At 58.8% G+C, this 26185-nt stretch carries 30 protein-coding genes; 11 read left to right on the forward strand and 19 right to left on the reverse strand.

From position 1 onward, the window contains the following. Window positions 1–113: 113 nt before the first annotated feature. The 4 genes from ACR0NE_RS14350 (at window position 114) to yddG (ending at window position 4313) form a co-directional block, all read left to right on the forward strand. Window positions 114–1289, forward strand: a complete 1176-nt coding sequence (locus ACR0NE_RS14350; RefSeq protein ID WP_170395746.1) for an acetyl-CoA C-acetyltransferase — start codon at window positions 114–116, stop codon at window positions 1287–1289. Between the two features lie 187 nt (window positions 1290–1476). Next, window positions 1477–2199 (forward strand): acetoacetyl-CoA reductase, encoded by a 723-nt coding sequence (gene phbB / locus ACR0NE_RS14355; protein WP_170395744.1) that lies wholly within the window; start codon window positions 1477–1479, stop codon window positions 2197–2199. A 303-nt stretch (window positions 2200–2502) separates the two neighbouring features. Then, complete coding sequence (locus ACR0NE_RS14360; RefSeq protein WP_170597264.1) at window positions 2503–3450, forward strand: transcriptional regulator GcvA; 948 nt, start codon at window positions 2503–2505, stop codon at window positions 3448–3450. Beyond that, a complete protein-coding gene (gene yddG, locus ACR0NE_RS14365; protein ID WP_170423689.1) occupies window positions 3447–4313 on the forward strand; it encodes an aromatic amino acid exporter YddG in 867 nt (288 codons plus the stop codon). Before ACR0NE_RS14360 ends, yddG begins: the two co-directional genes overlap by 4 nt. Before the next feature lie 4 nt (window positions 4314–4317). On the opposite strand, the gene ACR0NE_RS14370 is transcribed toward yddG, so the two are convergent. From ACR0NE_RS14370 to ACR0NE_RS14380, 3 genes are all read right to left on the reverse strand, one after another. Next, window positions 4318–4482 (reverse strand): YdcH family protein, encoded by a 165-nt coding sequence (locus tag ACR0NE_RS14370; protein ID WP_170395738.1) that lies wholly within the window; start codon window positions 4480–4482, stop codon window positions 4318–4320. A gap of 124 nt (window positions 4483–4606) precedes the next feature. Then, complete coding sequence (locus ACR0NE_RS14375) at window positions 4607–5374, reverse strand: methyltransferase (protein WP_170597263.1); 768 nt, start codon at window positions 5372–5374, stop codon at window positions 4607–4609. Continuing rightward, window positions 5371–5586, reverse strand: coding sequence for a putative signal transducing protein (locus ACR0NE_RS14380; RefSeq protein ID WP_008755664.1), 216 nt, complete (start codon window positions 5584–5586; stop codon window positions 5371–5373). The genes ACR0NE_RS14375 and ACR0NE_RS14380 overlap by 4 nt, the downstream gene beginning before the upstream one ends. Before the next feature lie 56 nt (window positions 5587–5642). Between ACR0NE_RS14380 and ACR0NE_RS14385 the strand changes: the two genes are divergently transcribed. Continuing rightward, window positions 5643–6641 carry a polyprenyl synthetase family protein gene (locus tag ACR0NE_RS14385; RefSeq protein WP_170597262.1) on the forward strand — a complete coding sequence of 333 codons (999 nt, stop codon included), beginning with the start codon at window positions 5643–5645 and terminating at the stop codon, window positions 6639–6641. On the opposite strand, the gene ACR0NE_RS14390 is transcribed toward ACR0NE_RS14385, so the two are convergent. The 4 genes from ACR0NE_RS14390 to soxR form a co-directional block, all read right to left on the reverse strand. Beyond that, on the reverse strand, window positions 6634–7452 hold the full coding sequence (locus ACR0NE_RS14390; RefSeq protein WP_170597261.1) for a 4-(cytidine 5'-diphospho)-2-C-methyl-D-erythritol kinase: 819 nt from the start codon (window positions 7450–7452) through the stop codon (window positions 6634–6636). The two genes, ACR0NE_RS14385 and ACR0NE_RS14390, sit on opposite strands and share 8 nt — an antisense overlap. Continuing rightward, window positions 7442–9154 carry a tetratricopeptide repeat protein gene (locus ACR0NE_RS14395; RefSeq protein ID WP_170597260.1) on the reverse strand — a complete coding sequence of 571 codons (1713 nt, stop codon included), beginning with the start codon at window positions 9152–9154 and terminating at the stop codon, window positions 7442–7444. The genes ACR0NE_RS14390 and ACR0NE_RS14395 overlap by 11 nt, the downstream gene beginning before the upstream one ends. A 104-nt stretch (window positions 9155–9258) precedes the next feature. Beyond that, complete coding sequence (locus tag ACR0NE_RS14400) at window positions 9259–10905, reverse strand: electron transfer flavoprotein-ubiquinone oxidoreductase (protein ID WP_170395728.1); 1647 nt, start codon at window positions 10903–10905, stop codon at window positions 9259–9261. Window positions 10906–11041: 136 nt separating this feature from the next. Next, a complete protein-coding gene (gene soxR, locus ACR0NE_RS14405; protein WP_170395726.1) occupies window positions 11042–11497 on the reverse strand; it encodes a redox-sensitive transcriptional activator SoxR in 456 nt (151 codons plus the stop codon). A gap of 89 nt (window positions 11498–11586) precedes the next feature. On the opposite strand from soxR, the gene ACR0NE_RS14410 reads away from it, so the two are divergent. The 3 genes from ACR0NE_RS14410 to ACR0NE_RS14420 all read left to right on the forward strand — a co-directional run bounded on the left by ACR0NE_RS14410 (window position 11587) and on the right by ACR0NE_RS14420 (window position 13679). Continuing rightward, window positions 11587–11967, forward strand: a complete 381-nt coding sequence (locus tag ACR0NE_RS14410; protein ID WP_170513859.1) for a VOC family protein — start codon at window positions 11587–11589, stop codon at window positions 11965–11967. A gap of 234 nt (window positions 11968–12201) precedes the next feature. Beyond that, window positions 12202–12672 (forward strand): transcription elongation factor GreA, encoded by a 471-nt coding sequence (gene greA / locus ACR0NE_RS14415; RefSeq protein ID WP_170597259.1) that lies wholly within the window; start codon window positions 12202–12204, stop codon window positions 12670–12672. A 14-nt stretch (window positions 12673–12686) separates the two neighbouring features. Further along, window positions 12687–13679: a hypothetical protein gene (locus ACR0NE_RS14420; RefSeq protein ID WP_170597258.1), complete on the forward strand. Its 993-nt coding sequence runs from the start codon at window positions 12687–12689 to the stop codon at window positions 13677–13679. On the opposite strand, the gene ACR0NE_RS14425 is transcribed toward ACR0NE_RS14420, so the two are convergent. The 4 genes from ACR0NE_RS14425 to ACR0NE_RS14440 are packed head-to-tail and all read right to left on the reverse strand — an operon-like array spanning window position 13676 to window position 16965. Then, a complete protein-coding gene (locus ACR0NE_RS14425; protein WP_170597257.1) occupies window positions 13676–14941 on the reverse strand; it encodes a molybdenum cofactor synthesis domain-containing protein in 1266 nt (421 codons plus the stop codon). The two genes, ACR0NE_RS14420 and ACR0NE_RS14425, sit on opposite strands and share 4 nt — an antisense overlap. Beyond that, entirely contained in the window at window positions 14938–15429 is a 492-nt protein-coding gene (mobB, locus tag ACR0NE_RS14430; protein ID WP_170597256.1) for a molybdopterin-guanine dinucleotide biosynthesis protein B, read from the reverse strand. The genes ACR0NE_RS14425 and mobB overlap by 4 nt, the downstream gene beginning before the upstream one ends. Further along, window positions 15426–16082 (reverse strand): molybdenum cofactor guanylyltransferase MobA, encoded by a 657-nt coding sequence (gene mobA, locus ACR0NE_RS14435; protein WP_170597255.1) that lies wholly within the window; start codon window positions 16080–16082, stop codon window positions 15426–15428. The genes mobB and mobA overlap by 4 nt, the downstream gene beginning before the upstream one ends. Continuing rightward, window positions 16075–16965, reverse strand: a complete 891-nt coding sequence (locus ACR0NE_RS14440) for a formate dehydrogenase accessory sulfurtransferase FdhD (protein WP_170396088.1) — start codon at window positions 16963–16965, stop codon at window positions 16075–16077. Before ACR0NE_RS14440 ends, mobA begins: the two co-directional genes overlap by 8 nt. A 49-nt stretch (window positions 16966–17014) precedes the next feature. Between ACR0NE_RS14440 and ACR0NE_RS14445 the strand changes: the two genes are divergently transcribed. Both ACR0NE_RS14445 and ACR0NE_RS14450 read left to right on the forward strand, forming a co-directional pair. Continuing rightward, a complete protein-coding gene (locus ACR0NE_RS14445) occupies window positions 17015–17725 on the forward strand; it encodes an AzlC family ABC transporter permease (RefSeq protein ID WP_170423672.1) in 711 nt (236 codons plus the stop codon). After that, the gene (locus ACR0NE_RS14450) at window positions 17722–18054 is read left to right on the forward strand and encodes an AzlD domain-containing protein (RefSeq protein WP_170395711.1); all 333 of its coding nucleotides are present in this window, start codon (window positions 17722–17724) and stop codon (window positions 18052–18054) included. The genes ACR0NE_RS14445 and ACR0NE_RS14450 overlap by 4 nt, the downstream gene beginning before the upstream one ends. Here the strand turns inward: ACR0NE_RS14450 and ACR0NE_RS14455 are convergent. From ACR0NE_RS14455 to ACR0NE_RS14485, 7 genes are all read right to left on the reverse strand, one after another. After that, a complete protein-coding gene (locus ACR0NE_RS14455) occupies window positions 18043–18675 on the reverse strand; it encodes a hypothetical protein (protein WP_170395709.1) in 633 nt (210 codons plus the stop codon). The genes ACR0NE_RS14450 and ACR0NE_RS14455 overlap by 12 nt on opposite strands. A 21-nt stretch (window positions 18676–18696) precedes the next feature. Next, window positions 18697–18831 carry an aa3-type cytochrome c oxidase subunit IV gene (locus ACR0NE_RS14460; RefSeq protein WP_170395707.1) on the reverse strand — a complete coding sequence of 45 codons (135 nt, stop codon included), beginning with the start codon at window positions 18829–18831 and terminating at the stop codon, window positions 18697–18699. Window positions 18832–18899: 68 nt separating this feature from the next. Further along, the gene (locus ACR0NE_RS14465; RefSeq protein WP_170423670.1) at window positions 18900–19454 is read right to left on the reverse strand and encodes a hypothetical protein; all 555 of its coding nucleotides are present in this window, start codon (window positions 19452–19454) and stop codon (window positions 18900–18902) included. Then, window positions 19441–21279, reverse strand: a complete 1839-nt coding sequence (locus ACR0NE_RS14470; RefSeq protein ID WP_170597254.1) for a glycerophosphodiester phosphodiesterase — start codon at window positions 21277–21279, stop codon at window positions 19441–19443. The genes ACR0NE_RS14465 and ACR0NE_RS14470 overlap by 14 nt, the downstream gene beginning before the upstream one ends. A gap of 64 nt (window positions 21280–21343) precedes the next feature. After that, complete coding sequence (locus tag ACR0NE_RS14475) at window positions 21344–21793, reverse strand: DUF6173 family protein (RefSeq protein WP_170395701.1); 450 nt, start codon at window positions 21791–21793, stop codon at window positions 21344–21346. A gap of 4 nt (window positions 21794–21797) precedes the next feature. Then, window positions 21798–22844, reverse strand: coding sequence for an MBL fold metallo-hydrolase (locus ACR0NE_RS14480; protein ID WP_170597253.1), 1047 nt, complete (start codon window positions 22842–22844; stop codon window positions 21798–21800). Further along, entirely contained in the window at window positions 22844–24547 is a 1704-nt protein-coding gene (locus ACR0NE_RS14485) for an acyl-CoA dehydrogenase family protein (RefSeq protein ID WP_170597252.1), read from the reverse strand. The genes ACR0NE_RS14480 and ACR0NE_RS14485 overlap by 1 nt, the downstream gene beginning before the upstream one ends. Before the next feature lie 132 nt (window positions 24548–24679). On the opposite strand from ACR0NE_RS14485, the gene ACR0NE_RS14490 reads away from it, so the two are divergent. Then, window positions 24680–25627 carry an L-threonylcarbamoyladenylate synthase gene (locus ACR0NE_RS14490; protein ID WP_170597251.1) on the forward strand — a complete coding sequence of 316 codons (948 nt, stop codon included), beginning with the start codon at window positions 24680–24682 and terminating at the stop codon, window positions 25625–25627. Here the strand turns inward: ACR0NE_RS14490 and ACR0NE_RS14495 are convergent. Further along, window positions 25624–26178: a YqgE/AlgH family protein gene (locus ACR0NE_RS14495; RefSeq protein WP_170395693.1), complete on the reverse strand. Its 555-nt coding sequence runs from the start codon at window positions 26176–26178 to the stop codon at window positions 25624–25626. The genes ACR0NE_RS14490 and ACR0NE_RS14495 overlap by 4 nt on opposite strands. Window positions 26179–26185: the final 7 nt, after the last annotated feature.

Here is a 26185-nt window from a genome sequence, read left to right on the forward strand (position 1 = left end):
GCAGAAGATGCTTGAGCGGGGGATCACGAGGCGCTCTTGCACCCGGAGAAGACTTCTCCTCAAACCGCGCCGTCAGATTTCCCACAGGACCATGACGGTAAAGGATTGACTTTATGACCAACGTAGTAATCGCATCCGCCGCACGTACGGGCGTCGGTAGCTTTAGCGGTTCGTTTGCGAACACCCCCGCACATGATCTGGGCGCTGCCGTCCTTGAAGCAGTTGTCGAACGTGCCGGGATCGACAAGGGCGAAGTAAGCGAAACCATCATGGGCCAGGTCCTGACTGCCGCCCAAGGTCAGAACCCAGCGCGCCAGGCGCATATAAATGCGGGCCTGCCGCAGGAAAGCGCGGCTTGGGGCATCAACCAGGTCTGCGGTTCGGGTCTGCGTGCTGTTGCTCTGGGTGCACAGCATATCCAATTGGGCGATGCCGACATCGTTGCGGCTGGTGGACAAGAAAACATGACCCTGTCGCCCCATGCCGCCGCCCTGCGCGCCGGTCATAAGATGGGTGACATGAAATACATCGACACGATGATCCGCGATGGTCTGTGGGATGCCTTCAACGGCTATCACATGGGTCAAACGGCTGAGAACGTCGCCGAGAAATGGCAGATCAGCCGCGATATGCAGGATGAATTTGCGGTCGCCTCGCAAAACAAAGCCGAAGCGGCCCAGAACGCTGGCAAGTTCGCCGATGAAATCGTGCCCTTCACCATCAAGACCCGCAAGGGCGACATCGTGATGGACAAGGACGAATACATCCGCCACGGCGCGACAATCGAAGCCATGGGCAAACTGCGCCCCGCCTTCGCCAAGGACGGTTCTGTCACGGCCGCAAACGCTTCGGGCCTGAATGACGGTGCCGCTGCCACCCTGCTGATGTCGGCTGAGAATGCCGAAAAGCGTGGGATTGAGCCCTTGGCCCGAATTGCATCCTACGCGACCGCCGGACTTGACCCGTCGATCATGGGCGTTGGCCCGATCTACGCTTCGCGCAAGGCGCTGGAGAAAGCTGGATGGTCGGTCGATGATCTGGATCTGGTCGAAGCAAACGAAGCCTTCGCAGCGCAAGCCTGCGCTGTAAACAAAGACATGGGTTGGGATCCGTCGATCGTAAACGTCAATGGTGGTGCAATTGCCATCGGACACCCAATCGGCGCGTCCGGCTGCCGGGTTCTGAACACCCTGCTGTTCGAAATGAAGCGCCGGGATGCCAAGAAAGGTCTCGCGACCCTCTGCATCGGCGGCGGCATGGGTGTCGCCCTGTGTGTGGAGCGTGACTAAGTGCGCTGAAAACTAAATACAAAAGGGCGTCCACTGGGCGCCCTTTTTTGTTACAATCGGATCATACCCCTTAGATGCGACAATATCGCCGGACAGAAAGACAAGATCGATCACGAAACGATATTGCGCATCCTTAACTCTCAGAGTAACAGAATTACCAAGACGACTAAATTTGGAGGAGTCCTAAATGGCACGTACAGCACTCGTAACCGGCGGTTCCCGCGGCATCGGCGCAGCAATTTCCAAGGCGCTGAAGGCCGAAGGATACAATGTTGCCGCCACTTATGCAGGCAATGACGAAGCCGCCGCAAAGTTCACCGACGAAACCGGTATCAAAACTTATAAATGGAATGTTGCGGACTACGACGAATCCAAAGCGGGCATCGAAAAAGTCGAGGCCGAGGTTGGCCCGATCGACATCGTGGTCGCCAACGCCGGTATCACCCGCGACGCACCGTTCCACAAGATGACACCTGAACAGTGGCATCAGGTCATCGACACCAACCTGACTGGTGTGTTCAACACCGTGCACCCGGTATGGCCGGGTATGCGCGAGCGTAAATTTGGTCGTATCATCGTGATCAGCTCGATCAACGGTCAGAAAGGCCAGTTTGCGCAGGTCAACTATGCCGCAACCAAAGCGGGCGATCTGGGCATCGTGAAATCTCTGGCGCAGGAAGGTGCGCGGGCCGGTATCACGGCCAACGCGATCTGCCCCGGTTATATCGCGACCGAAATGGTTATGGCGGTGCCGGAAAAAGTACGCGAATCGATCATCGGCCAAATCCCGGCTGGTCGTCTGGGTGAACCGGAAGAAATCGCGCGTTGCGTCGCCTTCCTGGCATCGGACGATTCGCAGTTCATCAACGGCTCGACCATTTCCGCAAACGGTGCACAGTTCTTCGTCTAAACCGACGACCTGAGAATGAAAACGGGCCGGTCCATCAAGGACCGGCCCTTCTTTTATCCCGTAAGATCACGCGCGCTGCGATCAGCGGGAACCGAATAGCCAGGACCAGAATCCTACAACCGCCTTGCTGCGCTCTTCATGCGCGCGGTGAATGGCGTTCTGAATGGCTGGGTTTGTTGTCATCTCGATCATGCTGAACCCTTCTCAATCAAGTTGGTTTTGTCTTGCCATTAACATGGCCTTTGATTTTAAATTGCACAAACGAGAGTTTTCGATCCTTCAGTTCAGAAAAACTTAACCGTCATGACCGACCGCCTGCCTCCGCTGACTGCTTTGCGCGCCTTCGATGCCGCCGCACGACATATGTCGTTTACCAAGGCGGCGGAGGAGCTGAATGTGACACCTGCGGCCCTGTCCTTTCAAATTAAGTCGTTAGAAGAGCATCTGGGCCACCCCGTGTTTCGCCGGCTCAATCGCGCTGTCAAGCTGACCGAAGCTGGGCGCACATTGGCACCCGGAACAGCAGATGGCTTTGCCGCCCTGCAAGCCGCGTGGCAAGCGACGCGGAGGCTGCAGGATGAAACAAGCCTCACGGTTACAGCAGGCCCTGCCCTGACAGCAAAATGGCTGGCTCCGCGCCTTTATGAGTTCGCCCGTGCAAATCCGGGGATTGACCTGAAATTCTCGGCCACTCTGCGCAACATGGACCTTGAACGGGATGACGTGGACGTGGCGATCCGCTTTGGCTATGGGCCGGATGAGGGGCTCTATTCGGTTCCCGTCCGCAAGGAGTGGCTGACACCGGTTATGACCCCGAAGCTGGCCGAACAATTCCCCACGCCTGCGTCGTTGCGCGACGCCCCCCTGATCCACGACGATTCGATCAGTTTCCTCAAGCCGCGTTGCGACTGGCCCGCGTGGTTCCGTGCGGTTGGATTGGATTTCACTCCGACCCATGGGGCGCATTTTTCGAACGCCGATCACGCCATCGACGCTGCCGTGGCCGGGGTGGGCGTGGTTCTGGGGCGGCGCGCCATGATCCTGAAAGACCTGACCGAAGGGCGACTGGTCGCGCCGTTCAAAGTGGCACTGGAGACCGCCGGGCGATTTCGTTTCCTCTGCCTGCAAGGGGCAGAGAAGCGACCGCAGATCGCAGCGTTCCGCGACTGGTTCATTTCCGAGATTGAAAAGACCGCGCATATATCGGATGAGTTTGAAATCATCCCTGTTGAGAAGGTAGCTGGTGAATGAGCAGAATGGGCGCGACCGCGATTGGTTTTGTCGCCGTTTTGCTGTGGTCTCTGCTGGCGCTGTTCACTGTGGGTTCGGCCCCGACGCCGCCTTTGTTGTTGAACGCGATCTGTTTTACCATCGGCGGTACGCTGGGTCTGATTTGGACATTCGCCAGCGGCGGGCTGGTTCAACTGCGCCGGGTCGCGTGGACGACATACCTGCTTGGATCAATTGGCCTTTTTGGCTACCACGCGCTGTACTTTTCAGCCCTTCGCATGGCCCCTGCAGCCGAGGCTGGGCTTATCGCTTATCTCTGGCCTTTGCTGATCGTTCTTCTGTCAGGTCTGCTGCCCGGAGAACATCTGAAACCTGGTCACCTTATCGGAGCCTGCCTTGGCTTTGCTGGAGCCGCCGTCATCATCACGGGTGGTGGCAGCGCAGGGTTTCAGGTCCAGCATCTGCCCGGCTACGGGCTGGCCTTGCTGTGCGCGCTTACATGGTCCAGCTACTCGGTTCTATCGCGACGGCTGGGTGATGTGCCGACAAGTTCGGTCGCGGTGTTCTGCATTTTGACGGCGATCGCCTCATGGGCCTTGCATTTCACGGTGGAAGAAACGATCTGGCCGCAAGGCACATTTGGCTGGGCCTCGACCTTTGCACTTGGCCTGGGACCGGTTGGGCTGGCGTTCTATGTCTGGGATATCGGCGTCAAGCGCGGGGACATTCAAATACTGGGCACCGCCTCATACGCGGCACCTTTGCTATCGACGCTTGTGTTGGTTCTGGCCGGGATCGCCGCCCCGTCCTGGGGCCTGGCGATCGCGGCCTTGTTTGTCACCGGTGGCGCTGCCATCGCGGCCCGCGCCAGCCTGAAGGCCTAGAACCTTAGGTCGACAGGCGCTCGATCTCTTCTTTTAGCTTCAGCTTTTGCTTCTTCAGCTGTGCGATATGGAGATCGTCAATACCAGGTGAGCGTTGCGCTTCTTCCACTTCAAGACCGAGAATTTCGTGTTTTTTCTTCAACTCCGTCAGATGTGCGCTCACGCTCATGGCGGTCCTCCTTCTCTGGTTTGTAAGTGTCACGTAAGAAGTTGATCACATCATTTCCAGCCTGTCACGCTGCAGACGCACGAATTCTATAATAAATCCGACAAATTCGGCTGGTCATTGCCGATCAGGCAAAGTGCCCGGTCAAATCCGCCCCATCGCGCAACACCGCCGAAACCTTTGGGGTATAGCTTTCGCCGTCTTCTACGTGCCGGTCACCGAGGTGCAGAATCAGCGGTGCGTGTAGCCGAAAGGCGGCGCGCCCGCCCTTTCTGGCACGCAAAATCACCAGCTCGGACGCGCGATCCGCACGGGGGACCAGAGGTAGCACCTGAATCGAGCCCAAGCGGCCCGCGCACCCCGCAAGCATATCGGGCAGCCGGTCTGCCCTCTGGATCATGTGAAGATATCCGCGCGGCGCCAGACGTCGGGCGGCGACATTGATCCAGTCTTCAAGCGGCGTGTCTTCACCCAGTGCGATCTGCCGTCCAGCGTCGGTGGCAGGGCTGTGCGCGCCTGCCCGGTAGTAGGGCGGATTGGCGATCACATGATCGAACTGTTCTTGTCGCAGATCATTCGGTAGTGCGTTCAAATCCGCCTCAACCACGGTGATCGCTGCGTTTTGTTCCGAATTGCGGCGGGCCAGATCTGCATAGCCAGCCTGCAGTTCAACCCCAGTTGCCTTCAGGTGCGGCACTCGCGCCATTAGGCACTGAATAGCAGCCCCTGCCCCGCAGCCCAATTCCAGCACCGACTGGCCAGCTTGTGCCGGGACCGATGCCGCCAGTAAGACCGGATCGACCCCTGCACGATATCCTGAACGCGGCTGCCACAGACGCACACGCCCGCCCAGAAAATCATTGCAGGTCAGATCACTGTCGGAAAAGCTGCTCATCGCCCCAGCGGGATCTCGTTATCACGCATGACCCGTTCGGCGCGGGTCAGATCATCTGCCCGCACCATTAGGCGACGGGGAAAGATTCCGATGCCGCCTTCTAGGATGCTCATATTTACGTCCATCTGAAAGCAGTCTATATCCTCGCCCTCAAGGAGAGCCGTTGCAAAGGCTAGGATTGTCGGATCGGTGCTGCGCAATAGTTCTTTCATGGGGATGGATGTAAGGGCAAGGTGACAGGGATGTCGAGCCTTGTATCAGGAGAGTGATGAACGTCAGCACGATCTCGAAACCGCATGAGCGTCTGGCAGAGATGCTTGCGGGCGAAATGGCAGCAGTAAACACGCTGATTCGGACGCGTATGGCGTCGGAACATGCCCCGCGCATTCCCGAAGTGACCGCGCACCTGGTCGAGGCGGGCGGCAAGCGTCTACGCCCGATGCTGACCCTGGCGGCGGCGCAACTGTTCGGCTATTCAGGCGACCATCACGTCAAGCTGGCTGCAACGGTCGAGTTCATTCATACCGCAACCCTGCTGCATGACGATGTCGTCGATGAAAGCGGGCAGCGGCGCGGGCAACCGACGGCAAACCTACTATGGGACAATAAATCCAGTGTTCTGGTTGGCGATTACCTGTTTTCCCGCAGCTTTCAGTTGATGGTCGAAACCGGTTCGTTGCGGGTTCTGGATATCCTTGCAAATGCATCGGCCACAATTGCCGAAGGCGAGGTGCTGCAGATGACAGCGGCCACCGATCTGGGCACGGATGAAAGTGTCTACCTGCAGGTTGTGCGCGGTAAGACAGCGGCGCTGTTTTCTGCCGCAACCGAAGTGGGTGGTGTGATCGCAGGCGCGACCGAGGCGCAGGTCAAGGCGCTGTATGACTATGGTGACGCGCTTGGAATCGCGTTCCAGATCGCAGATGATCTTTTGGATTATCAGGGCGATAGTGCGGCCACAGGCAAAAACGTCGGCGACGACTTCCGTGAACGCAAATTGACCCTACCGGTGATCAAAGCCGTGGCTCAGGCAACTGCCGAGGAACACGCGTTTTGGGAACGGACGATCGGTCGCGGGCGGCAGGAAGAGGGTGATCTGGATCACGCTTTGTCGCTGATGGCCAAATACAGCACGCTGGATGCAACCCGCGCGGATGCGTTTGGTTGGGCGGCCAAGGCCAAGGCTGCGCTGGCGCCTCTTCCGGATCACGAAATCCGCACCCTGTTAGGCGATCTGGCCGATTACGTCGTATCGCGCCTTAACTGAGCGTCGTTGCGCGGCACCACCAGCCGGGTTGGGCCGCGCCGATCTCATAGGCGGCAAAATGGGCTGCTTTGAGCGTTGGATAAAGTGCGAAACAGGTTGAGCCTGAACCCGACATACGAACCATCAACGCGTCTCGGGTGCCTTCCAACGCCGCTATGACCTCCGCAATGCCCGGCGCTACAGATATTGCAGGTGCCTCTAAATCATTCCGCTGAACCTGCAACCACGTGGCGCAGTCTTCCGGTGTTTTGAATGCAGGGATCTCAGCAGGCATCGGTGCGTTGTCTCTGCTGTGCAAAGCGGAAAACACCGGGCCGGTGGGAACTTCAATACCCGGATTGACCAAAAGCGCCGGGAGGGGCGGCAACGCCATCGGCTCAATCTGTTCACCAATCCCGCGCATACGCGCTGCAGCAGCATGTATGCATACCGGGACATCCGCGCCGAGCGACAGCGACACGCTATCGGGCCACTCTCCCCCCTTCTTCACGGTGCGCAAAACCGCCGCAGCATCCGAGGAGCCGCCCCCGACACCGCCACCGTGCGGCAGTTGTTTGTTCAGATGAATGCGACCGGTCCAGCCTGCGGCCTCCGCGGCCTGCCAGACCAGATTGCGATCATCGGTCGGTACGCCATCCGAAAACTCACCCGTGACCGACAGAGACAGCTCGGGGTCGGAACTGAGGCTCAACTGATCCCCAACATCGGCAAAGGCCACCAACGAATCAAGCAGATGATAGCCATCCGCGCGTTGGCCGGTCACATGCAGGGTCAGGTTGATCTTGGCGGGGGCAAATGCCTCAGCCTTCATTGGCGACCTTCAGGGGTTCGGCACCTTCCTCGGCCAGAACCGCATCCAATCCGACTTCAATCTTGCGGCGGATGCGTTCAGGATCGGCTTCACCGTCGGTATCTTCAGGATCAATGAAAGATAGTGCTCGTTTCCACTGGAACTCGGCTTCACGCCCGCGACCTACGGCCCAGTAAACATCGCCCAGATGGTCATTTACCACCGGATCGACCGGCATCAGTTCAACGGCGCGCTCCATGTGGTCGACTGCTTCGTCGTACCGGCCCAGGCGGAACAACACCCAGCCCAAGCTGTCAACGATATAGCCGCTGTCAGGGCGCGCTGCGACTGCGCGTTCGATCATATTCAACGCTTCGTCCAATTTCTCGCGCCGCTCGACCAGCGAATACCCGAGATAGTTCAGCACCTGTGGTTGGTCCGGGTTCAACTCAAGCGCGCGGCGGAAATCGGCCTCGGCCTCGTCCCAGTTCTTCAGACGTTCATGCGATATCCCGCGGGCATAATGCAGGAACCAGTTTCCGCCTGCACCCTCTTCCGTCAGGCCAATCGCCTTGTCGTAAGAGGCGACCGCTGCCGCGTAATCCTCTTGCTGGCGCCGCAGGTCGGCCAAAGCTACATGCACACCGGGCAAATCGGGGCTTTGAGCGGCAAGGTTTTGCAGGACTTCGGCGGCAGCTTCTTTTCTGTCAGAGCGACTGAGGACCTCGGCGCGCCCCAGCTCGGCGGCATGATAATCGCTGCTGTCCGGAGGCACCTGCCGATAGACATCAACCGCCAGATCATATTGTTCCAGCCCATCCAACAACTCAGCGCTTAGCAAAAGCGCATCAATATGGTCAGGCCGCAGAAAGGCCGCGACGCGGGCATATAGCAGAACATAATCCTGCGCGGCCTCCGCACTCAGCGCAGCGCCAACGGTGAAGAAAACCTCGGCCATGCCATCCTGTGCAGAACGGACATGGGTAAAGGGCAGCGTTTCGCCATCAGACAGCCGAGTGACGTAACCTTCGATGGTCGGATCACTGCCGGCGGCAAAGACGTTATCCAGAAATTCCAGCGCATCGTCGTTGCGATCCAGCTGCGACAGCACTTCGGCACGCGCCAGCGCAGCCCGGCGTGAAAAACGGGCGACCAGGCCATCATCTGCGGCAAGGATCGCCTCGGCCCCCTCAAAGTCTCCGACTGACGCCAACGCCATGGCCTTGTGATAAAGTGCAAATTCTTTCAGACCTTCCTGCGTGGTAACAACGTCAAATTGTTCCATCGCTTTGGTCATGGCGCCTTGCCCCATATGAGCCCAAGCAATCATCAGGCCATCAACCAGCGGTCCAACCCCTTGCGTTTCAGGATCGCGGGCCAGAAATTCATCCAGCTTGCCATCTGCCACCAGATTGGCGGCGATCACCATCCGAGCGGCCTGGCTGGGCAGTTCATTTTCCTCGATAACTTCGGCGACGGTCAGGGCCCGCTCAATCTCACCCAAAGCGAGCCGGGCGACGACCACGTTTTCCAGCAGTTTCGGATTTTGGGGATCAGCGCGCAGCGCCTGCGCATAGTAACGCTCGGCAGCGGGATAATCGCTCTGATAAATCGCCTGACGTCCAGCCAGATACGACCCCGATCCGGTATCCGATACCGCAGGGAGCGCAATTGAAGAGCTGAGGATCACGGCCAGTGCCGCACGTCGAACCAGGGAAACCACTGATAATCTGCCTTGCTGTCGTTGACTGACCGACAAGCTAGGGCTTTGCTGGGCGAGAGGCAATGGCAGAGCCTTCACGACCCTGCCAACGCCCGTGTTCTTGCCTACATATTGGGGTAGTTCGGCCCGTCGCCGCCCTGCGGTGTAGTCCAGGTGATGTTCTGGCTGGGATCCTTGATGTCACAGGTCTTGCAGTGAACACAGTTCTGGAAGTTGATCACGAATCGCGGCCCGTCTTCATCCTCGACCATCTCATAGACGCCTGCGGGGCAGTAACGCTGCGCCGGCTCGTCGAATTTGGGCAGGTTGACCTTAACCGGGATATCCGGGTCGGCCAGTTTCAGATGGCAAGGCTGGCTTTCCTCGTGATTGGTGGCCGCAAACGATACGTTCGTCAGGCGGTCAAAGGACAGTGTGCCATCAGGTTTCGGGTAGTCGATGGGTTGATGCTTGCTGGCATCTTCGGTCGATTCCGCGTCGTTCTTGCCGTGGCCCAGCGTGCCCAGCAGCGAGAAGCCCAGCGTATTGGTCCACATGTCCATACCGCCCAGTACCAGGCTGGCGGTCAGGCCGTATTTCGACCAAAGAGGTTTGACGTTGCGCACCTTCTTCAGATCCGAGCCGATTGCACCATCGCGAACGTTGGCCTCATAAGCGGTCAGCTCATCACCCGAACGCTCGGCCTTGATGGCGTCATAGGCGGCCTCGGCCGCGGCCTTGCCTGACAGCATCGCGTTGTGGTTGCCCTTGATGCGCGGCACGTTGACCATCCCGGCCGAGCAACCCAACAGCGCAACACCCGGTGCGACCAGTTTCGGCATCGACTGGTAGCCACCCTCGGTGATCGCGCGGGCGCCGTAAGCCACACGCTTGCCGCCTTTCAGCAGCTCGGCCACCATCGGGTGGTGCTTGAAACGCTGGAATTCCATGTAGGGGTACAGGTGCGGGTTCTTGTAGTTAAGGTGGACCACAAAACCGACATAGACCTGATTATTTTCAAGGTGATAGATGAACGACCCGCCACCCGCGTTGCTGCCCAGCGGCCAGCCCATGGTGTGCGTGACGCTGCCTTCTTTGTGCTTGGCTGGATCAATCTCCCAGATCTCTTTCATGCCAACGCCGTATTTCTGCGGCTCTTTACCGGCAGACAGGTCGTATTTGGCGATGACTTCCTTGGACAGTGAGCCGCGCACGCCTTCCGACAGAAAGACATATTTACCATGCAGTTCCATGCCCGGTTCGGTGTTGGGACCGTAGGATCCGTCTGGCTCCAGACCAAATACACCGGCTACAACGCCTTTGACTTCACCGTTCTCACCGTAGACCAGCTCGGAACAGGCCATGCCGGGGAAGATTTCGACGCCTAGTTCTTCGGCCTGCTCTGCCATCCAGCGGCAGACATTGCCCATCGAGACGATGTAGTTGCCGTGGTTGTTCATCAGCGGCGGCATCGGGAAATTGGGGATGCGGATCTTGCCAGCCTCGCCCAGCATGTAGAAATTGTCTTCATGCACAGGCACGTTCAGCGGGGCACCCTTTTCCTTCCAATCGGGGATCAGAGCATCCAGACCACAAGGGTCCAGCACCGCACCCGACAGGATATGCGCACCCACTTCCGAACCCTTCTCTAGAACCACGACGTTCAGGTCGGCATCCAGCTGTTTCAGACGGATGGCCGCAGACAGGCCCGCAGGGCCAGCACCCACGATCACCACGTCATATTCCATCGCTTCGCGTTCAATCTCGGCCATCGCGGGCTCCTTAGCTAACTTTCCGAATTGGCGCTTTCTTCATGCGGTCGGCGCAATATTGTTTCACGGCTGATTACATGGTCATAAAGACTTTGGTCAATCGAAACACGGCGTAACAACGCCGCTATTCGACACTTCAGGCTTCGGGTGCGTCCCCCATAAGGTATCTGGGACCGCTACCATGGGATTTGGCCCTGTCATCGGGGTTGTAAAGCTTGCATTTCGGCAGGCTGAGGCAGCCGCAACCAATACATCCATCCAGATTGTCGCGCAGTCGCATCAGCGTATCGATTCGCTGATCCAGATGCGTGCGCAGCCGTTCGCTGATACTCTTCCAGTCCTGAGGCGTCGGTGTGCGGTTTCCTGGCAAGCCCGACAATACCTCGCGGATCTCGGGCAAAGTCAGACCGAATTGCTGCGCGATCATCACAAAGCTTAGCCGTCGGATATCGGCGCGCTGATAACGCCGCTGCCCACCCGCGTTACGCCATGGAGATATCAAACCTTGCGCCTCGTAGTATCGGATCGCCGACACCGCCAACCCGGTGCGCCGGGCCAATGCTCCAATCGCCAGACCTTCCGAAACAACCATTACATCCTCCCAAAGAAATCTCTTGACCTAAAGTTAGGTTTAGAAATTACAGTGAGTCGGGACAAGCCTCAAATTGGAAGGAGAATCCCATGATGGCGACGCTGGAACATACTAATTTCACGGTCCGCGACCCAAAGGCATCTGCGGCGTGGATGCAGAAAGTCTTCGACTGGAAAACACGCTGGGAAGGCCCCGCCATTGCCGGTGGCTATACGGTGCATGTGGGCAGCCCGCATACCTATCTGGCACTCTACGCCCCCGGCGATCCCAAGCCATCAGGCGAAAGCAGCTATGATTACGTGGGCGGCTTGAACCATGTAGGTGTGCTGGTCGAGGATATCGACGCCACCGAGGAAAAGGTCCGCAAAGCGGGATTTGAACCGCACAACCACGCAGACTATGAGCCAGGCAAGCGGTTCTATTTCGAAGATGACAATGGCATCGAATTCGAAGTGGTTCAGTATGATTGAGATGCTGTGGCTTGGGCACGAAGCCAGCCGCTGGCGAAATGGGGAATTGTTGGGACAGCGCCACAGGCGCACCCGCCCCCCGGAACGGCGGCGCTAAGTTGCGAGTTTACTGACAACGCACACCTCCCCTCTTGCAATTCACGCCTCATTTGGGTCAGGTAATTGCCAACCCATCCTTCGCCCCGACGCTATTGTGCGGCGGGGCGTAACAATTTCTGCGTGGACGACAAGACAATGGAAAAGATCCCCATGACGCCTTCGGGCAATGCCGCGCTCGAGGCAGAGCTGAAGAATCTGAAATCCATCGAGCGCCCGGCGATCATCGAGGCGATTGCCTCAGCCCGCGAACTGGGCGACCTGAAAGAAAACGCCGAATACCACTCGGCGCGCGAAAAGCAGGGCTTTATCGAAGGCCGCATCAAAGAGCTTGAAGGCATCCTGTCGCTGGCAGATGTCATTGATCCGGCCAAACTGTCAGGGGCCATCAAGTTCGGCGCGAAGGTCACGTTGGTGGATGAAGATACCGACGAAGAAAAGACCTGGCAGATCGTGGGTGAGTATGAGGCCAATATCGAAGCGGGCCTTCTGAACATCAAATCCCCCATCGCCCGCGCCCTGATTGGCAAAGAAGAAGGCGACAGTGTCGAGGTCCGCACCCCCGGAGGCGTGCGCTCTTATGAAGTTCTGAGTATCGAATACGCCTGACCGGAGCGTTTGTCATGTCAGGGTCTGAACCTGAGCAAGAACCCGAGAAACCCACCTCGCTGGGTATCTACGACCGTCCGGCGCACCGTTCGGTCACCGAGATCGAGATTGCAGCAGTTGTTCTCAGCCTGATCTGGCTGGTGGTGTCGGTCGTGTTTCTGGTACTGCCCGGCGGGCAACAAGGAGGGTTCATCGTCACCTTCCTGGCGGTGTTCATGCCGGTCGCAATGATCTGGGTCGCAGCCCTCGCGATGCGCGCCAGCCGCGTGATGCGCGAAGAAAGCGCCCGCCTGCAGACAGCCATCGATGCGATCCGCAACAGCTATGTCGTTCAGCAACAACGCGCGGCCAGCACGTATGAACCGACGGTCGGCAAGAAACTGGATGAAATCGCCGAAAGCGCAAAAAAGACCGAGAGCGCGCTGGCGACATTTTCGACCAATCGCGGTGAACCCGGACGCACCCAAAGGCCCGCGCCGGACATGGCCAATCAGACTTCGTTGGAACTTGGCACCTCAGCGGAAGAAATGGCGCCCCCGTTGCCCACCGACATCTTTATCCGCGCCCTGAACTTCCCCGAGACACAAAGCGATGCCGAGGGATTTAACGCGCTGCGGCTTGCATTGAAAGATCGCAAGACCTCGAAACTTGTGCAGGCCTCACAAGATGTTCTGACCCTTCTCAGCCAGGAAGGCATCTATATGGATGACCTGCGCCCCGATATGGCCCGACCCGAAGTCTGGCGGCAATTTGCCCAAGGCGCGCGCGGGCGGTCGGTGGCTGCCTTGGGTGGCATTCGGGACCGTTCGTCACTGGCGCTGACTGCGGCGCGGATGAAACAGGATCCGATCTTTCGCGATGCCGCACACCATTTCCTGCGCCGCTTTGACCATATGATCGTCGAGTTCGAACCTAATGCCAGCGATGCCGAGCTTACAGCCCTGGGCGAAACCCGCACAGCACGTGCCTTCATGCTGGTGGGGCGTGTCGCAGGGACGTTCGATTAAAGCCCAAAACTTCCGTAGGGTATGAACCTCACCAGATCGCCGGGCTTGATATCGCGGGCACCGTCCTCGATTTCGACCAAGCCTTCGGCCCAGCTCAGCCCGCTGATCCGGCCAGATCCTTCCGAATGGAATACCTCGGCCTGTCCTTCACGGATGCGCGCCCGCAGGTATTCCCGACGCCCCGGTTTCTTGCGCTTTTCGAACGCGGCGGGCACGTCGAAGCCTTGCGGCTCTTGCCAGCCTGCACCGGCCAGCAGGTTCAGTGCCGGGCAGGCAAAGATCAACGTGCAAACCAGTGCTGCCACCGGATTGCCCGGCAAGCCAAACACCGGTGTCTGATCCCACATGCCCAGCGCCAAAGGCCGCCCGGGTTTTAGTGCGATGCGCCATTCCTGCATCGCCCCGGCCTCTCGCAACAAAGCCGAGACGTGATCTTCATCGCCGGCGGAGGCCCCGCCACTGGTAAGGATTACATCCACTTGCTGAGCCGCGCGATCCAAATGCTGTTTCAGCGCCGCGCGATCATCCTCGGCGCGCCCAAGATCAACCGATTTGAATCCAATCCGCTCGGCCAGCGACAGCAGCATCGGACGATTGGCATCATAAATCTGCCCCAGTCCGGCGCTGTCACCCGGCTCGACCAACTCATCCCCGGTCGATAGCACTCCGACGCGTAAAACCTTGCGGACGGAAACCTCAGCCAGACCAACCGCCGACAAAAGCGCCAGATCCGTTGGTGTTAAACGCCGCCCAACTGGCAAGGTCAGCGCGCCTTCAACCACGTCTTCGCCTGCCTTTCGCGTGTTCGCGCCCTGTTTCAACGGACCTCGGAATGCAATGTGCCCCTGATCAAAGGTCACATCCTCTTCCAATATGACCGTATTAACACCCTTTGGCAGTGCAGCTCCGGTAAGAATGCGTATCGCATGGCCCTCTGGGACCTCACCGTCAAAGGGTACACCCGCGGCCGCCCGGCCCTCTACCAAAGGCATGACACAGGGTCCGTCCGGCACCGGACCGGCAAATCCGTACCCATCGACAGCGGTGTTGGGCTGAGGCGGGTTTGATCGTTTGGCCGACACGTCCACCGCCAGAACTCGGCCCGCCGCCCGCATCACGGGCACGTTTTCAACCCCAGCTACCACCGACAATCTGTCTCGCAAAAGCGCCAGAGCCTCATCAACGGGTGTCCAGTTCACCCCTGCAGGCAAGGCGAAACAATCATTGCGCAAGGGCGGAGGTGAGATATCCGGCGTGCTCATAATCCGACCTCTTCCAAGATAAAATCTGCAATGGCCGCCGTATCATCCAGATCAAACACCGGGCAATCCAATTCCAAAGGCGTATCACTTGCAACCGCGCGAACCGTGTCATCATCCGTGGCGATCAGCGGATTTCCGGGTTCTGCGCGAAACGCTTCGATCTTGGGGTGACGCTCGCGTTTGAAGCCTTCGATCAACACCAGATCGACCGGAGACAAACGCGACAGCAAGGTGTCCAGCTTCGGCTCGGGCGCACCGCGCAACTCCTGCATCAGTGCGATCCGCTGGCCGGATGCCAACAGCACTTCGGACGCACCCGCCGCGCGATGCCGCTGGCTGTCGGTACCCGGCTGGTCGACGTCGACGGAATGATGCGCATGTTTAACGGTGGAAACGGTATACCCACGTCCGGTGATTTCAGCCACCAGCCGTTCCACTAGGCCGGTTTTGCCCGCGTTTTTCCAACCGGTGACGCCGTAGACCCTCATACTTGCTCCAACAAGGTTTCAGCGCGGGTCAGATCATCGGGAGTGTTGACGTTGAAGAACGGATCAAACGGCAGGGCCGAAAACAGCGCCTCTCGCCCATCATGCTGGTCAGTCCACAGGACAACCTTGCGCAATCCAGCGTTCAACGCCTCCCTCAGATCATCGCGCAATGCCACCGGCCAGAGCCCAAAGGTCGGGTGCCGATTGACCCGCTTGCCGCCACCGGATTTCAAAGCCTCGTCACCCGTGCGCGGGGTGGTTGCCAGAACAAGGGGGTATTTCTGACCTTCGGATGCGTGCACCAGTTGCGCCACAAGATCATGCGGAAAGAACGGAGTATCCGCCGCAACCGTCACGATAGATTGAGCGCCCTGTTCAGCGGCCCAATCAAGCCCGGCCAAAACGCCGGCCAGCGGCCCTGCAAAGCCCTCGATCGAGTCCGAAACAACCGGCAAGTTCAAGCGGGCAAACCGTTCGGCATCGCCGTTGGCGTTCAAAGCCAGCCCGCCGACCTGAGGGCGCAGCCTGTCTATCACCCGATCCAGCAGGCTCTGCCCGCCGATCTGCAACAGCCCTTTATCGCCGCCTCCCATTCGCGTTGCGAGGCCGCCTGCCAGAATAACCCCCAGCGGTTTTTGCGACTGTTCAGCCATCGGCACTTTTCCTGCGATGTTTTTTGTCCTCAATCGCCACGCTCGACGGATCAACATCGCGCACCAATCGGTCTTCGCCCGACAAACACACAAACCGCTGCCCGCGCATCCGGCCGATCAGGGTCAAACCAACCTCGCGCGCGATCTCGACGCCCCAGGCGGTGAATCCCGATCGCGAAGCGAGAACTGGGATGCCCATCATCGCCGTTTTGATCACCATTTCCGAGGTCAAACGACCGGTCGTATAGAGGATCTTGTCAGACGCGCTCGCACTCTCGGAGAGCATCCAGCCTGCGATCTTGTCGACTGCGTTATGGCGGCCCACGTCTTCCATATAAACCAACGGGTGGCTTTCATGACAAAGCACCGTACCATGTATGGCACCCGCCTCGAGGTACAGAGACGGGGTGCGGTTGATCTTCGACGCCAACTCATACAGCCACGAGGTGCGCACCGAGACCTGTGGCAGGCGCACGTCCTCTAGCCCCTCCATCATGTCTCCGAACACAGTGCCTACTGCGCAACCGCTGGTGCGGGTCTTCTTCTTCAGCTTGTCCTCGTATGAGGTCTCACGCGCTGTACGCACGACCACGGTTTCCAGATCGTCGTCATAGTCGACCCGAGTAATTTCATCATCTGCAAGCAGCATCCCCTGATTACGCAGAAACCCGAGCGCAAGGTATTCGGGATAGTCGCCGATGGTCATTGCCGTCACGATTTCCTGTGAGTTGAGGAAAATGGTCAGCGGGCGTTCCTCGACCACCGAGATCTGACTTATCTCACCATTCTGGTCCACACCCTCGACACCGCGCGTCAGGCGGGCAGCCCCCGGATCGGGCGCAATGAGGTAGTCTGACAGGTCGATCTCCGTGGCCAATTGCAACCCCTTCCCAAGACGGCTACTGCTGCTCGCGTCACCATAGGATTTAGCCATGGCCTCTGCCACATCCAAGTCATACTTCTGGAAAGGTTTTCGCGACGGGACGCCGTTTATCTTCGTCGCCATGCCCTTTGGCCTTCTGTTTGGTGTTTTTGCCACAGAAGCAGGGCTGGATATCATCCAGACGATGGCCTTTTCCGCCACGGTGTTTGCCGGCGCTGCTCAGTTCACCGCATTGCAATTGCTGCAGGACAATACACCAACGGTTATCGTTCTGATCTCGGCCCTGGCTGTGAACCTGCGGGTGGCCATGTATTCGGCTTCACTGACCCCTTATCTGGGGGCGGCTCCGCTGTGGCAACGGGCCCTTGGAGCCTATCTTATTGTTGATCAGTCTTACGCCTGTTCGATTGTCCGATTCGAGAAAGAACCGGATATGTCCGTGCCTCAGCGCATGGCGTACTTTGTCGGCTCGGTCACGCCGATCACGCCGCTTTGGATACTCGCCACTTATCTGGGTGCTGTTCTGGGGGCGCAGATTCCGGAAAGCTGGGCTCTGGATTTTGCGCTGCCGATCACGTTCTTGTCCATGATCGGACCAATGATGCGCACCATGGCGCATGTTGTAGCCGCGCTGGTGGCGATTGTTGTCGCCCTGCTGTGCGTGGCAGTGCCGTTCAATCTTGGACTGTTGATCGCAGGAATAGCCGGGATGATGGCAGGTGCGCAGGCTGAATTGATGTTAGAGCGAAAAAAGTCATGACGCAGATCGACCCGACAACCATGTGGATCATCATCGTAGGTCTGGCGATAGGCAGCTACCTTCTGCGCTTTACCTTTATCGGGCTGGTTGGCGACCGCCCGATGCCGCCCTGGCTTCTGCGGCACCTGAGGTACACAGCAGTGGCGATTCTGCCTGCCCTGATCGCACCTTTGGTAGTCTGGCCCACGGCCACCGAAGGACAACCGGATATGCCGCGCATGGCGGCTGCGGCAGTTGCGTTGACGGTGGGAATTGTAACGAAGAACGTCATAGCGGCCATCTTTTCAGGGGCCGCCACGCTTTACGGTCTGCTGTACCTAGTTGGTTGAGACCGCTTCAAGCTGATTGAGGCGCGCATTGTTTTCCGCCAGCCCCTGCTGAAGATCAGCCGAGTCATTCTCACGATAGTCCGTGGTGACAACGCCTGGAATCTGACCAAACTGATCGGATAGCTTCACCGGGTAGAATGTTGTTTTGATTTGCTCGAACCCCGGGACCTGTTGCAGCAATTGCGAGGTCGAATTTGCACAAAAAGCCTGCGAAACCGGGCCCATCTGCTTGGCCAATTGCAGCGCGATCTCGGCCTGCTGTGGCGTCACTTCGATCGTCTGAATACGGGCATAATGCGTCTCGCGCGCATGACTGCTACGATAGGCGCGTTCAACATTTGGCGTGATGCCATAAAGGACATCATTCTTGATCGGCACCACATCCGCCCGGAACGATCCGGCAGGATCAAATATGACCCGCTCGCTGCCGCTGATCATCAGCGACGTGTGTGCCCCCGATCCGGTGCGCGTGCTGATCATCGTATAGAGCGTCAGTGTCGATGGCCCCGGATCACGATAGGACCGAGCCACGATTTCCGAGGGATCAGCCTGCGGGCGCTGCGATCCCGCGCAACCCGCAACTGTCACTGCCAGCAGGCAGGCAATCAGAATCCTGAACAAGAGATGCGCCTCGTGTACCGTTTAGGCCGCAAAGACCGCCAGGAACAGGCAAAGGAGTACAATTGCCACCACGCACCACGTGGTGAATTTGATGAAACCGTCAAAGGTTTTTGTTTGAACGGTGATGTCCATCTCGCCGTGCTTGTGATCAGCCATGTTTATTAGAATCCCAATTCGCGTATTTGAAATGTTGGATAATGCAAAACTCAGGGCCTGTCACGACGTCATTCGCGCGCAGTTGGTCCAAAAATCGTGCAGCCTGGATAACCAAACCCCCAGCGCCAGGGCAACCCGCTGCAGGGACCACCCCCAAAACGCACGGCCAGAAACATCGCCTCGGAGGTGATCGAATGAACCGAGCGGATTTGATCCGGCGTCATATCATAGCGTTCGGCATATTCATCAGCATGGCTTTCGCCGTGGGTTTTGACACAGGTGCGCAGCGCGTCATCGGCAGCGAGCCGGGCGTCAAAGCTGGCCTCGGCCTGCGATGCGCCGCCTGCGTTGTAATAGGCGCGATCGTGAGTAACGCAGCAGTACTCCCATGGCGGGTGTTCTTCATAAAGCAGACTGAACTTCGGAAAGGTCTCGGCAACCATACGCCAGCTGGAAGATAATCCGCCCGAACAGCCATCCGTTTCAAAGGGGGTCAGTTCAGCGCCTTCTATCGTGTCGGCCAACGCCCGGTGAGCGGGCATTTCCACGCTACGCATCAGGTCCTGCGCAGCTGCAGGCAGCGCGCAACAGGCCAGAATGAGGGTGAGTTCACGGGTTCGCATCGCGCATCTCGGCAGTATCGATAGACAATCCGAACGTCGTCGCCAACCATAGCATCAGACGCTCGCCCGGTCCCATCTCGGCACGAACACGCAGCACTTCGCGGGCCATGGCAGGACGATCGGTGATCAGCCCGTCGACCCCCATCGATGCCATGGCCGACATCTGTAGCGGGTCATTCACCGTCCAGACATAGATGTCCTTGCCCGCCTCATGGACCGAGCGGATCAGACCCGGAGATACCGTCGCCGCGTTTACGGCCACAAAATCGCCCTCAAGCCCCGACAGATTGCCGATGGCGGTTGCGGCCAGAACGCCTGCCCGCCAATCGGGGCGCAGCGCTTTCATCTTCTGTACTGCCGGGTATTTCAGCGACATGGTGGCGATGTCGTCCTGCATCCCCATCTCTTCGACAATTGTGGCGACTCGGTTTTCCAGGTCGACGTCATGGCCATAGTATTTCAGCTCGATGATGACCTTGGATTTGCCCTTCGCAGCTTCCAGAACATCGCGCAGCGTGGGCGTCCGTTCCGAGGCATATTCGGGGCCGAACCAACTGCCGATGTCGATCTCGGCCACATCCTCCATGGTTGCGTCCCAGACCTTGAGCGGCACACCGGCCAGTTTCATGAAATCACTGTCATGCGCGATGATGACCACACCATCCGCAGTCTCCTGAACGTCGATCTCAACCCAATCGGCGCCATCTTCGATAGCCTTCAACACTGCCGCCATGGTATTTTCCGGCCTTATCGCCGCCGCACCTCTATGACCAATGACATCCGCATGATCGGGGGCCTGAATGCGGACCAGCAACTCCTGCCCGGACCAGAGCCCGATCAGCAGGGCGATTGCCGCGCCACCGACCACAGCGTAAAGCGGCGCGCGCAGGTTGCCTGGTTCGGGATGAGGGACCTCTCGGCCTTGTGTGTCGAAGAACCCATCCAGCAGAACCGCCAATGCTCCCAGAGCGACGGCTGCAAGCACAAGCCCAGCCAGCGACCAGAGGCCCGCTACGATCATACTGAAGATCAGCGCAAAGCGCAGGTTCGTGCTTTCCTGCAACGGTACCAGATCGAACAACAGTCCGGCCACAAAGGCAATCAGTGCGGCGATCACGAGACGCATCGCAAGCCAAAGGCCAAGCTCGATCTTGAGGCGACCGCGTTTGCCTTCCATTCGATCCGTGCTGGCGGAGAAGGCCTCGGCGGGTTTGCAGCCCTCAAATAATACAAGATGCAGCGACAGCGCCCAGGCCGAGAGCCTGCGGATCAGAACCCAAGCCAGACACAGCACCACAAATCCGATCAGCACTACCGCCACCCAGAATGAAGGCGGGTGGAAGGTGAGGTAATAGTTGATGTCGTATTCAGTCAGCATCCACCAGGCGATCAGGCCAGCCACGGCGACAAAAGGCAGCGCAAGTACCAGCACACGCAAAATGAACCGTGCGGCAAAGCCGAAAAGCGCAGGTAAACGCGTCAGGATCAACCGGATGGAAGCACTGCCCGCGCGCCAAGGGTCACGCTCACCCATCCGCAATGATCCGGCCATGACCGAGAAGACAAAGACCTCGGCCAGTAAGAACAGGCTGAGAACTACAACCGCCGCGATGAAGCCCGCTGGTGACAGCAGGAACATCGCAATGTCCTGATCCGTCAGCGCCGATTGATCAGACAATGAGACAGCAAGATTGACGGCGATGGCAACGCCCGGAGCGATCAGTGCAACCAGCAGCAACCGGACGGCGACATAAACAGGCACAAACACGCGCCGCCGCGCCCATGCGCCCCGGTAGGCAGTTGTAACGGCTGAGAAATTGGTCACGCGGTTGCCTCCTGAATGGTCTATCCATTCAAGGCTGCGTAAGTGTGAATTGCAAGAGTGGGCGTCAGCTTTCTTCCAGATCAGCCGCCAGCCGGAAACCAATGCGGTTGGCTGGTTTATCCTCGATCGATTTCGGCAAGGCACGCAGCATCACATTCAACTGGCTGACATGCTGGACGAGCTGCGTTTTGGCGCCGCCTCCGTCCGAGCCATAGAAGGTAATCACATCCGGATCGAAATAGCCCATGCCCTCGATCCGCATTACACCGGCATCACCACCGGTGAATCCCATGGCAACCTCGTGATCGCCATCCAGAGTCTTCTCGAAATTCTGAATATACATGATCAGCCGCTCATAGGCCCATTGAGCAGGGCTTTTGCTTTCGACCGGCTTTTGCAATGGCTTGGGCAAATCCTTGTTCCCCGATGCCGCTTCAGGGTTGGCGTGTACCTCATAGCACCGCGGCAACGCCGCAGATTCCGCTGCCTCGGCTGAGGTTTCGATCTTGTCCATTGCTCTACCCTTTGCGCTGATATTCCCAAGCTCCGTCCGCGCGCCGCGTCCGGGTGACCGCTCCAATGTGGTAGAGATGGTTCATATGTGCAACCGCCTCGACCAGCGCGAGGCCGTATTCCCCGCCCCTGATCTGGCGCTTGAACAGCGGGGCAAAGCACTCGGCGGCGGTTTTGGGTTGATCGAGATCGTTCAGCAGACGCTCAAGCGCGCCGTGGTGGTTATCGATCAACTGCCGCATGCGGATCGGCAACCCGGTGAACGGCAGTTTGTGCCCGCCCAAAACCAAATGATCGGGCCGGGCCAGCGGTTGCAGGCGTTCGCACGCCTCCAACCAGTCGGCCACCGGATCGGCCATCGGCTCGGTGGCATAGACGCCCAAGTTGGAACTGATCGAACTGAGGATCTGATCACCGGTCAGCACCAGATTGTCCTCGCGGCTCCAGAAGGTGCAATGCTCGGGCGCATGGCCGTTGCCCATGTGAACATCCCAGTCGCGGCCACCCATGCGGATCACGTCGCCCTGTTTGACACGGGTAAATCCCAGCGGCATAGGGTACACGGCGTCGGCAAAGTTAAACGGACGCTCGGCCATCCGACCGGCCAGCACGTCCGGATCCATCCCCGCGCTGCGGTAGTAATCCAGCGTTTCCTTCGGCCAATTCTCTTGCACATCCAGCGTCAGCATACGCGCGAACAACCATGCGGTACGACTGGTGACCAGTTCAGCACCATGCTCGGACTGGAACCAGCCCGCATTGCCGACATGGTCAGGATGGTGATGAGTCACGACAACGCGACGGACGGGTTTGCCAGCCAATGGCCCTTCCATCAGGGTCTGCCAGATTCCCCGTGTTTTCTTTGAAGAAAGCCCTGTGTCGACGATGGTCCAGCCGTCGCCATCATCCAATGCATAGACATTCACATGATCCAGCGCCATCGGCAAAGGCAGCCTGATCCACAGAACTCCTTCTGCAACTTCGACCCATTCGCCAGGAACGGGTGGTTCCTCCCACGGATATCGCATCACTTGCGGAGCCTCGCCATCCATCAAACCGCCAGTTCCTCTGGGCTGAGGGCATAGAGGTCATCCGCCCCGTTCTGCGCCTGCGCAAGCAAGCCCGTATGTTCAGGCAGCAGCACATTAATATAATAACGTGCCAACTTGGCGCGCGGTCCATCGGAATCGGCTAGCGCCGCTGACAGATGGTAATGCCCGCCCAGAACCCGCGCGAACGCTTTTAGATACGAAGCCGCGCCAGCAAACCGGTTGTTCATATCCGATTGAGCAACGAGCCACTCCGTCGCTTCCCGCAGCGACTCGGAAGCTTCCCAAACAGGACCAGCAAGTTCAGGCATCGTGGCGCGCGCCTTCTCGGCTTGATCCTCGATCTCATCCAGAAGGTTCGAGGCCGCCTCACCCCCATCCATCATCTTGCGCGCTACGAGGTCCATGGCCTGAATACCATTGGTGCCCTCGTAGATCGCGGTCACACGGACATCTCGATAATATTGTGCAGCACCAGTTTCTTCGATGAAGCCCATGCCGCCATGCACTTGAACGCCGGTCTCGGAAACGCGCATGCCGGTCTCGGTGCCAAAAGCCTTGCAGATCGGCGTCAGCAGCGCCGCACGTGCCGCCCAATCGGCCTCACCCGTGGCCTGCGCCATGTCGATTGCAGCTGCATTGGCCAGCATGATCGCCCGCGCCGCAAACACATCCGCGCGCATCGACATCAGCATCCGCCGTACATCCGCATGGTCGATGATCGTGCCCGAGGGCGTCTTGCCCTGCTTACGCTCCAACGCATAGGCCAACGCGTGTTGATAAGCGCCCTCGGCGACGCCCACACCTTCGCCACCAACGCCCAAACGCGCGTTGTTCATCATGGTGAACATCGCGGCCATCCCGCTATGTTCCTTGCCGACCAGCCAGCCTCTGGCCCCGTCATATTGCATCACGCAGGTCGGCGAGCCGTGCAGGCCCATCTTGTGTTCCAGCGAAACCACCTTGAGGTCATTGGCCACGCCGGGGTTGCCGTTCTCGTCGGGGATGTATTTCGGCACCAGAAACAGCGAAATCCCTTTGGTTCCCGGAACACCGTCTGGCAGGCGGGCCAGAACAAGATGGCAGACATTCTCGGCAAAGTCGTTGTCGCCCCAAGAGATATAGATCTTCTGCCCGGTCACCGAATAGGTGCCGTCGCCATTGTCTTCGGCTTTCGAGGTCAGCGCGCCCACATCCGATCCGGCCTGCGGTTCGGTCAGGTTCATGGTGCCTGACCATTCACCCGCCATCATCTTGGGCAGATAGAGCGCCTTCAACGCAACGCTTGCGTGATGCTCCAGCGCCTCGATCTGGCCTTGGGTCATCAACGGAGCGAGCTGCAGGGACAGGCAGGCCGCGCTCATCATCTCATTCACGGCAGTGGTCATGGTCATGGGCAGACCCATACCACCATATTCGGGATCGCCGCTCATCCCGATCCAGCCGCCTTCGGCAATCGCCCTCCAGCCCTCGGCATAGCCCGGAGAGGTCCGCAGCACGCCGTTCTCCAGCCGCGCGGGTTCCAGATCACCAGGGCGTTGAAGCGGGGCCATGATCTCTTCGCACATCTTCCCGGCTTCGGTCAGAATGGCGCTGACCACATCCTCGCTGGCTTCCGAGAACTTTTCGGTCGCGGCGATCTGGTCAAAGCCGATCACGTTGCGGAACAGGAATTCATAGTCTGAGATCGGGGCACGATAGGGCATGGTTTCCCTCTGGTTCTGGCAAGTTGTCAGCGTGGGGTTGGAATCCCGGCCCCACGCCGGTATTCATCTGGGCTGGCACGATTACCTACCGTTACCTGAACTGCAAGCAACCAAAACGCGGCGTCACGATCCATGACCCTTCTCGGTACTCAAGACTTACCAGCAAACGCCGACGGGCTCGCCAAGGCCGCTGACCTGTTGCGACAGGGGCTGCTGGTCGCTTTCCCGACCGAGACCGTCTATGGACTGGGTGGCGATGCACGGAACGGCGAGGCTGTGGCCGCGATCTATGAAGCCAAGGGGCGACCCAGTTTTAACCCACTGATCGCCCATGTCGCCTCAACCGAGACCGCAAAACGCTTCGTCGAATGGACCGATCAGGCTGATTTGTTGGCTGATGCCTTCTGGCCCGGACCGTTAACTCTGGTTCTTCCTCTGCGCCCCGATCACGGGATTTCGTCGCTGGTCACAGCTGGTTTGGATACTCTGGCCGTTCGCGTGCCTGCGCATCCCACAGCGCACGCTTTACTGACCGCTTTTGACGGTCCTGTGGCAGCGCCATCGGCAAACCCCTCTGGTCAGATCAGCCCAACGACGGCGGCCCATGTCCGAGCGGGGCTGGAGGGACGCATAGCCGCAGTTCTGGACGATGGGCCGTGCGGTGTCGGGCTTGAGTCCACTATTGTGGGTCTGGCCGGCACCCCTGCCCTGTTGCGTCCAGGTGGTGTCGCATTGGAACAAATCGAAGAGGTTCTAAAGGCAGAACTGCATCACCACCAACCCGGCGATCTGCTTACCGCGCCGGGGCAATTGCAATCCCACTACGCGCCGGACGCGCCGGTGCGGCTGAACGCCCGGTCACGGCAGGGGGACGAGGTGTTGCTGGGTTTTGGCCCCGTTGATTGTGATCTGAACCTCTCCAGCACCGGCAACCTGCCCGAGGCCGCCGCCAACCTGTTTGCCGCCCTTCACAAACTTAACGATACCGGTCGGCCAATCGCCGTATCACCAATTCCCCATCACGGACTAGGTGCGGCCATCAACGACCGTCTACGCCGCGCAGCAGCCCCTCGCGATTAGGCGCGGCCTGCACTGGCTGATAGGGTCAGCGGATCAACACCAAGCGTAGCCAAAGCCGCCTCCCATTTCTCGTCATCAGGGACATCAAAGACCAGTTTCGACGACGCATCAGTCGTTAACCAACCATTCATCGCGATCTCATCTTCCAACTGACCCGGCCCCCAGCCGGAATAACCTAAAGTCAGCATCGAATTCAGCGGCCCCTTGCCCGAGGCCAGATCCTCGAGCACATCCAGCGTTGCGGTCATGCTGAAATCTTCGGAAATCTGCATTGAATGCAGATTCGCCTCGTAATCTGCGCTATGCAGGACAAAGCCACGCGACATCTCGACCGGGCCGCCAAACTGCACCAGCCGTTCGCCAATTACGGGTATCCGACACGGGATGTTGAGCTGTTCCAGCAAGGTCTTGATCCGCAAGTCCGAAGGCTTATTCACGATCAATCCCATCGCGCCGTCATCACCATGGCTGCAGATATAGACGACCGAATGCTCGAATCGCGGGTCGCCCATTCCGGGCATCGCAATCAACAGTTTTCCCGTAAGGTCCATCAGCAGA

This window comes from Ruegeria sp. C9, from assembly GCF_056537585.1.

What these genes read in the sequence shown, in the direction of transcription:
- ACR0NE_RS14375 (WP_170597263.1), bottom strand. Translation starts at nt 5,374, where the DNA reads ATGAGCAGCTTTTCCGACAGTGATCTGACCTGCAATGATTTTCTGGGC.
- ACR0NE_RS14385 (WP_170597262.1), top strand. Translation starts at nt 5,643, where the DNA reads ATGAACGTCAGCACGATCTCGAAACCGCATGAGCGTCTGGCAGAGATG.
- ACR0NE_RS14400 (WP_170395728.1), bottom strand. Translation starts at nt 10,905, where the DNA reads ATGGCCGAGATTGAACGCGAAGCGATGGAATATGACGTGGTGATCGTG.
- ACR0NE_RS14420 (WP_170597258.1), top strand. Translation starts at nt 12,687, where the DNA reads ATGTCAGGGTCTGAACCTGAGCAAGAACCCGAGAAACCCACCTCGCTG.
- ACR0NE_RS14410 (WP_170513859.1), top strand. Translation starts at nt 11,587, where the DNA reads ATGATGGCGACGCTGGAACATACTAATTTCACGGTCCGCGACCCAAAG.
- ACR0NE_RS14480 (WP_170597253.1), bottom strand. Translation starts at nt 22,844, where the DNA reads ATGGATGGCGAGGCTCCGCAAGTGATGCGATATCCGTGGGAGGAACCA.
- ACR0NE_RS14425 (WP_170597257.1), bottom strand. Translation starts at nt 14,941, where the DNA reads ATGAGCACGCCGGATATCTCACCTCCGCCCTTGCGCAATGATTGTTTC.
- soxR (WP_170395726.1), bottom strand. Translation starts at nt 11,497, where the DNA reads ATGGTTGTTTCGGAAGGTCTGGCGATTGGAGCATTGGCCCGGCGCACC.
- mobA (WP_170597255.1), bottom strand. Translation starts at nt 16,082, where the DNA reads ATGGCTGAACAGTCGCAAAAACCGCTGGGGGTTATTCTGGCAGGCGGC.
- ACR0NE_RS14475 (WP_170395701.1), bottom strand. Translation starts at nt 21,793, where the DNA reads ATGGACAAGATCGAAACCTCAGCCGAGGCAGCGGAATCTGCGGCGTTG.
- ACR0NE_RS14370 (WP_170395738.1), bottom strand. Translation starts at nt 4,482, where the DNA reads ATGAGCGTGAGCGCACATCTGACGGAGTTGAAGAAAAAACACGAAATT.
- ACR0NE_RS14465 (WP_170423670.1), bottom strand. Translation starts at nt 19,454, where the DNA reads ATGCGAACCCGTGAACTCACCCTCATTCTGGCCTGTTGCGCGCTGCCT.
- ACR0NE_RS14485 (WP_170597252.1), bottom strand. Translation starts at nt 24,547, where the DNA reads ATGCCCTATCGTGCCCCGATCTCAGACTATGAATTCCTGTTCCGCAAC.
- ACR0NE_RS14350 (WP_170395746.1), top strand. Translation starts at nt 114, where the DNA reads ATGACCAACGTAGTAATCGCATCCGCCGCACGTACGGGCGTCGGTAGC.
- greA (WP_170597259.1), top strand. Translation starts at nt 12,202, where the DNA reads ATGGAAAAGATCCCCATGACGCCTTCGGGCAATGCCGCGCTCGAGGCA.
- ACR0NE_RS14445 (WP_170423672.1), top strand. Translation starts at nt 17,015, where the DNA reads ATGGCCTCTGCCACATCCAAGTCATACTTCTGGAAAGGTTTTCGCGAC.
- phbB (WP_170395744.1), top strand. Translation starts at nt 1,477, where the DNA reads ATGGCACGTACAGCACTCGTAACCGGCGGTTCCCGCGGCATCGGCGCA.
- ACR0NE_RS14460 (WP_170395707.1), bottom strand. Translation starts at nt 18,831, where the DNA reads ATGGCTGATCACAAGCACGGCGAGATGGACATCACCGTTCAAACAAAA.
- ACR0NE_RS14360 (WP_170597264.1), top strand. Translation starts at nt 2,503, where the DNA reads ATGACCGACCGCCTGCCTCCGCTGACTGCTTTGCGCGCCTTCGATGCC.
- mobB (WP_170597256.1), bottom strand. Translation starts at nt 15,429, where the DNA reads ATGAGGGTCTACGGCGTCACCGGTTGGAAAAACGCGGGCAAAACCGGC.
- ACR0NE_RS14490 (WP_170597251.1), top strand. Translation starts at nt 24,680, where the DNA reads ATGACCCTTCTCGGTACTCAAGACTTACCAGCAAACGCCGACGGGCTC.
- ACR0NE_RS14390 (WP_170597261.1), bottom strand. Translation starts at nt 7,452, where the DNA reads ATGAAGGCTGAGGCATTTGCCCCCGCCAAGATCAACCTGACCCTGCAT.
- yddG (WP_170423689.1), top strand. Translation starts at nt 3,447, where the DNA reads ATGAGCAGAATGGGCGCGACCGCGATTGGTTTTGTCGCCGTTTTGCTG.
- ACR0NE_RS14450 (WP_170395711.1), top strand. Translation starts at nt 17,722, where the DNA reads ATGACGCAGATCGACCCGACAACCATGTGGATCATCATCGTAGGTCTG.
- ACR0NE_RS14495 (WP_170395693.1), bottom strand. Translation starts at nt 26,178, where the DNA reads ATGGACCTTACGGGAAAACTGTTGATTGCGATGCCCGGAATGGGCGAC.
- ACR0NE_RS14380 (WP_008755664.1), bottom strand. Translation starts at nt 5,586, where the DNA reads ATGAAAGAACTATTGCGCAGCACCGATCCGACAATCCTAGCCTTTGCA.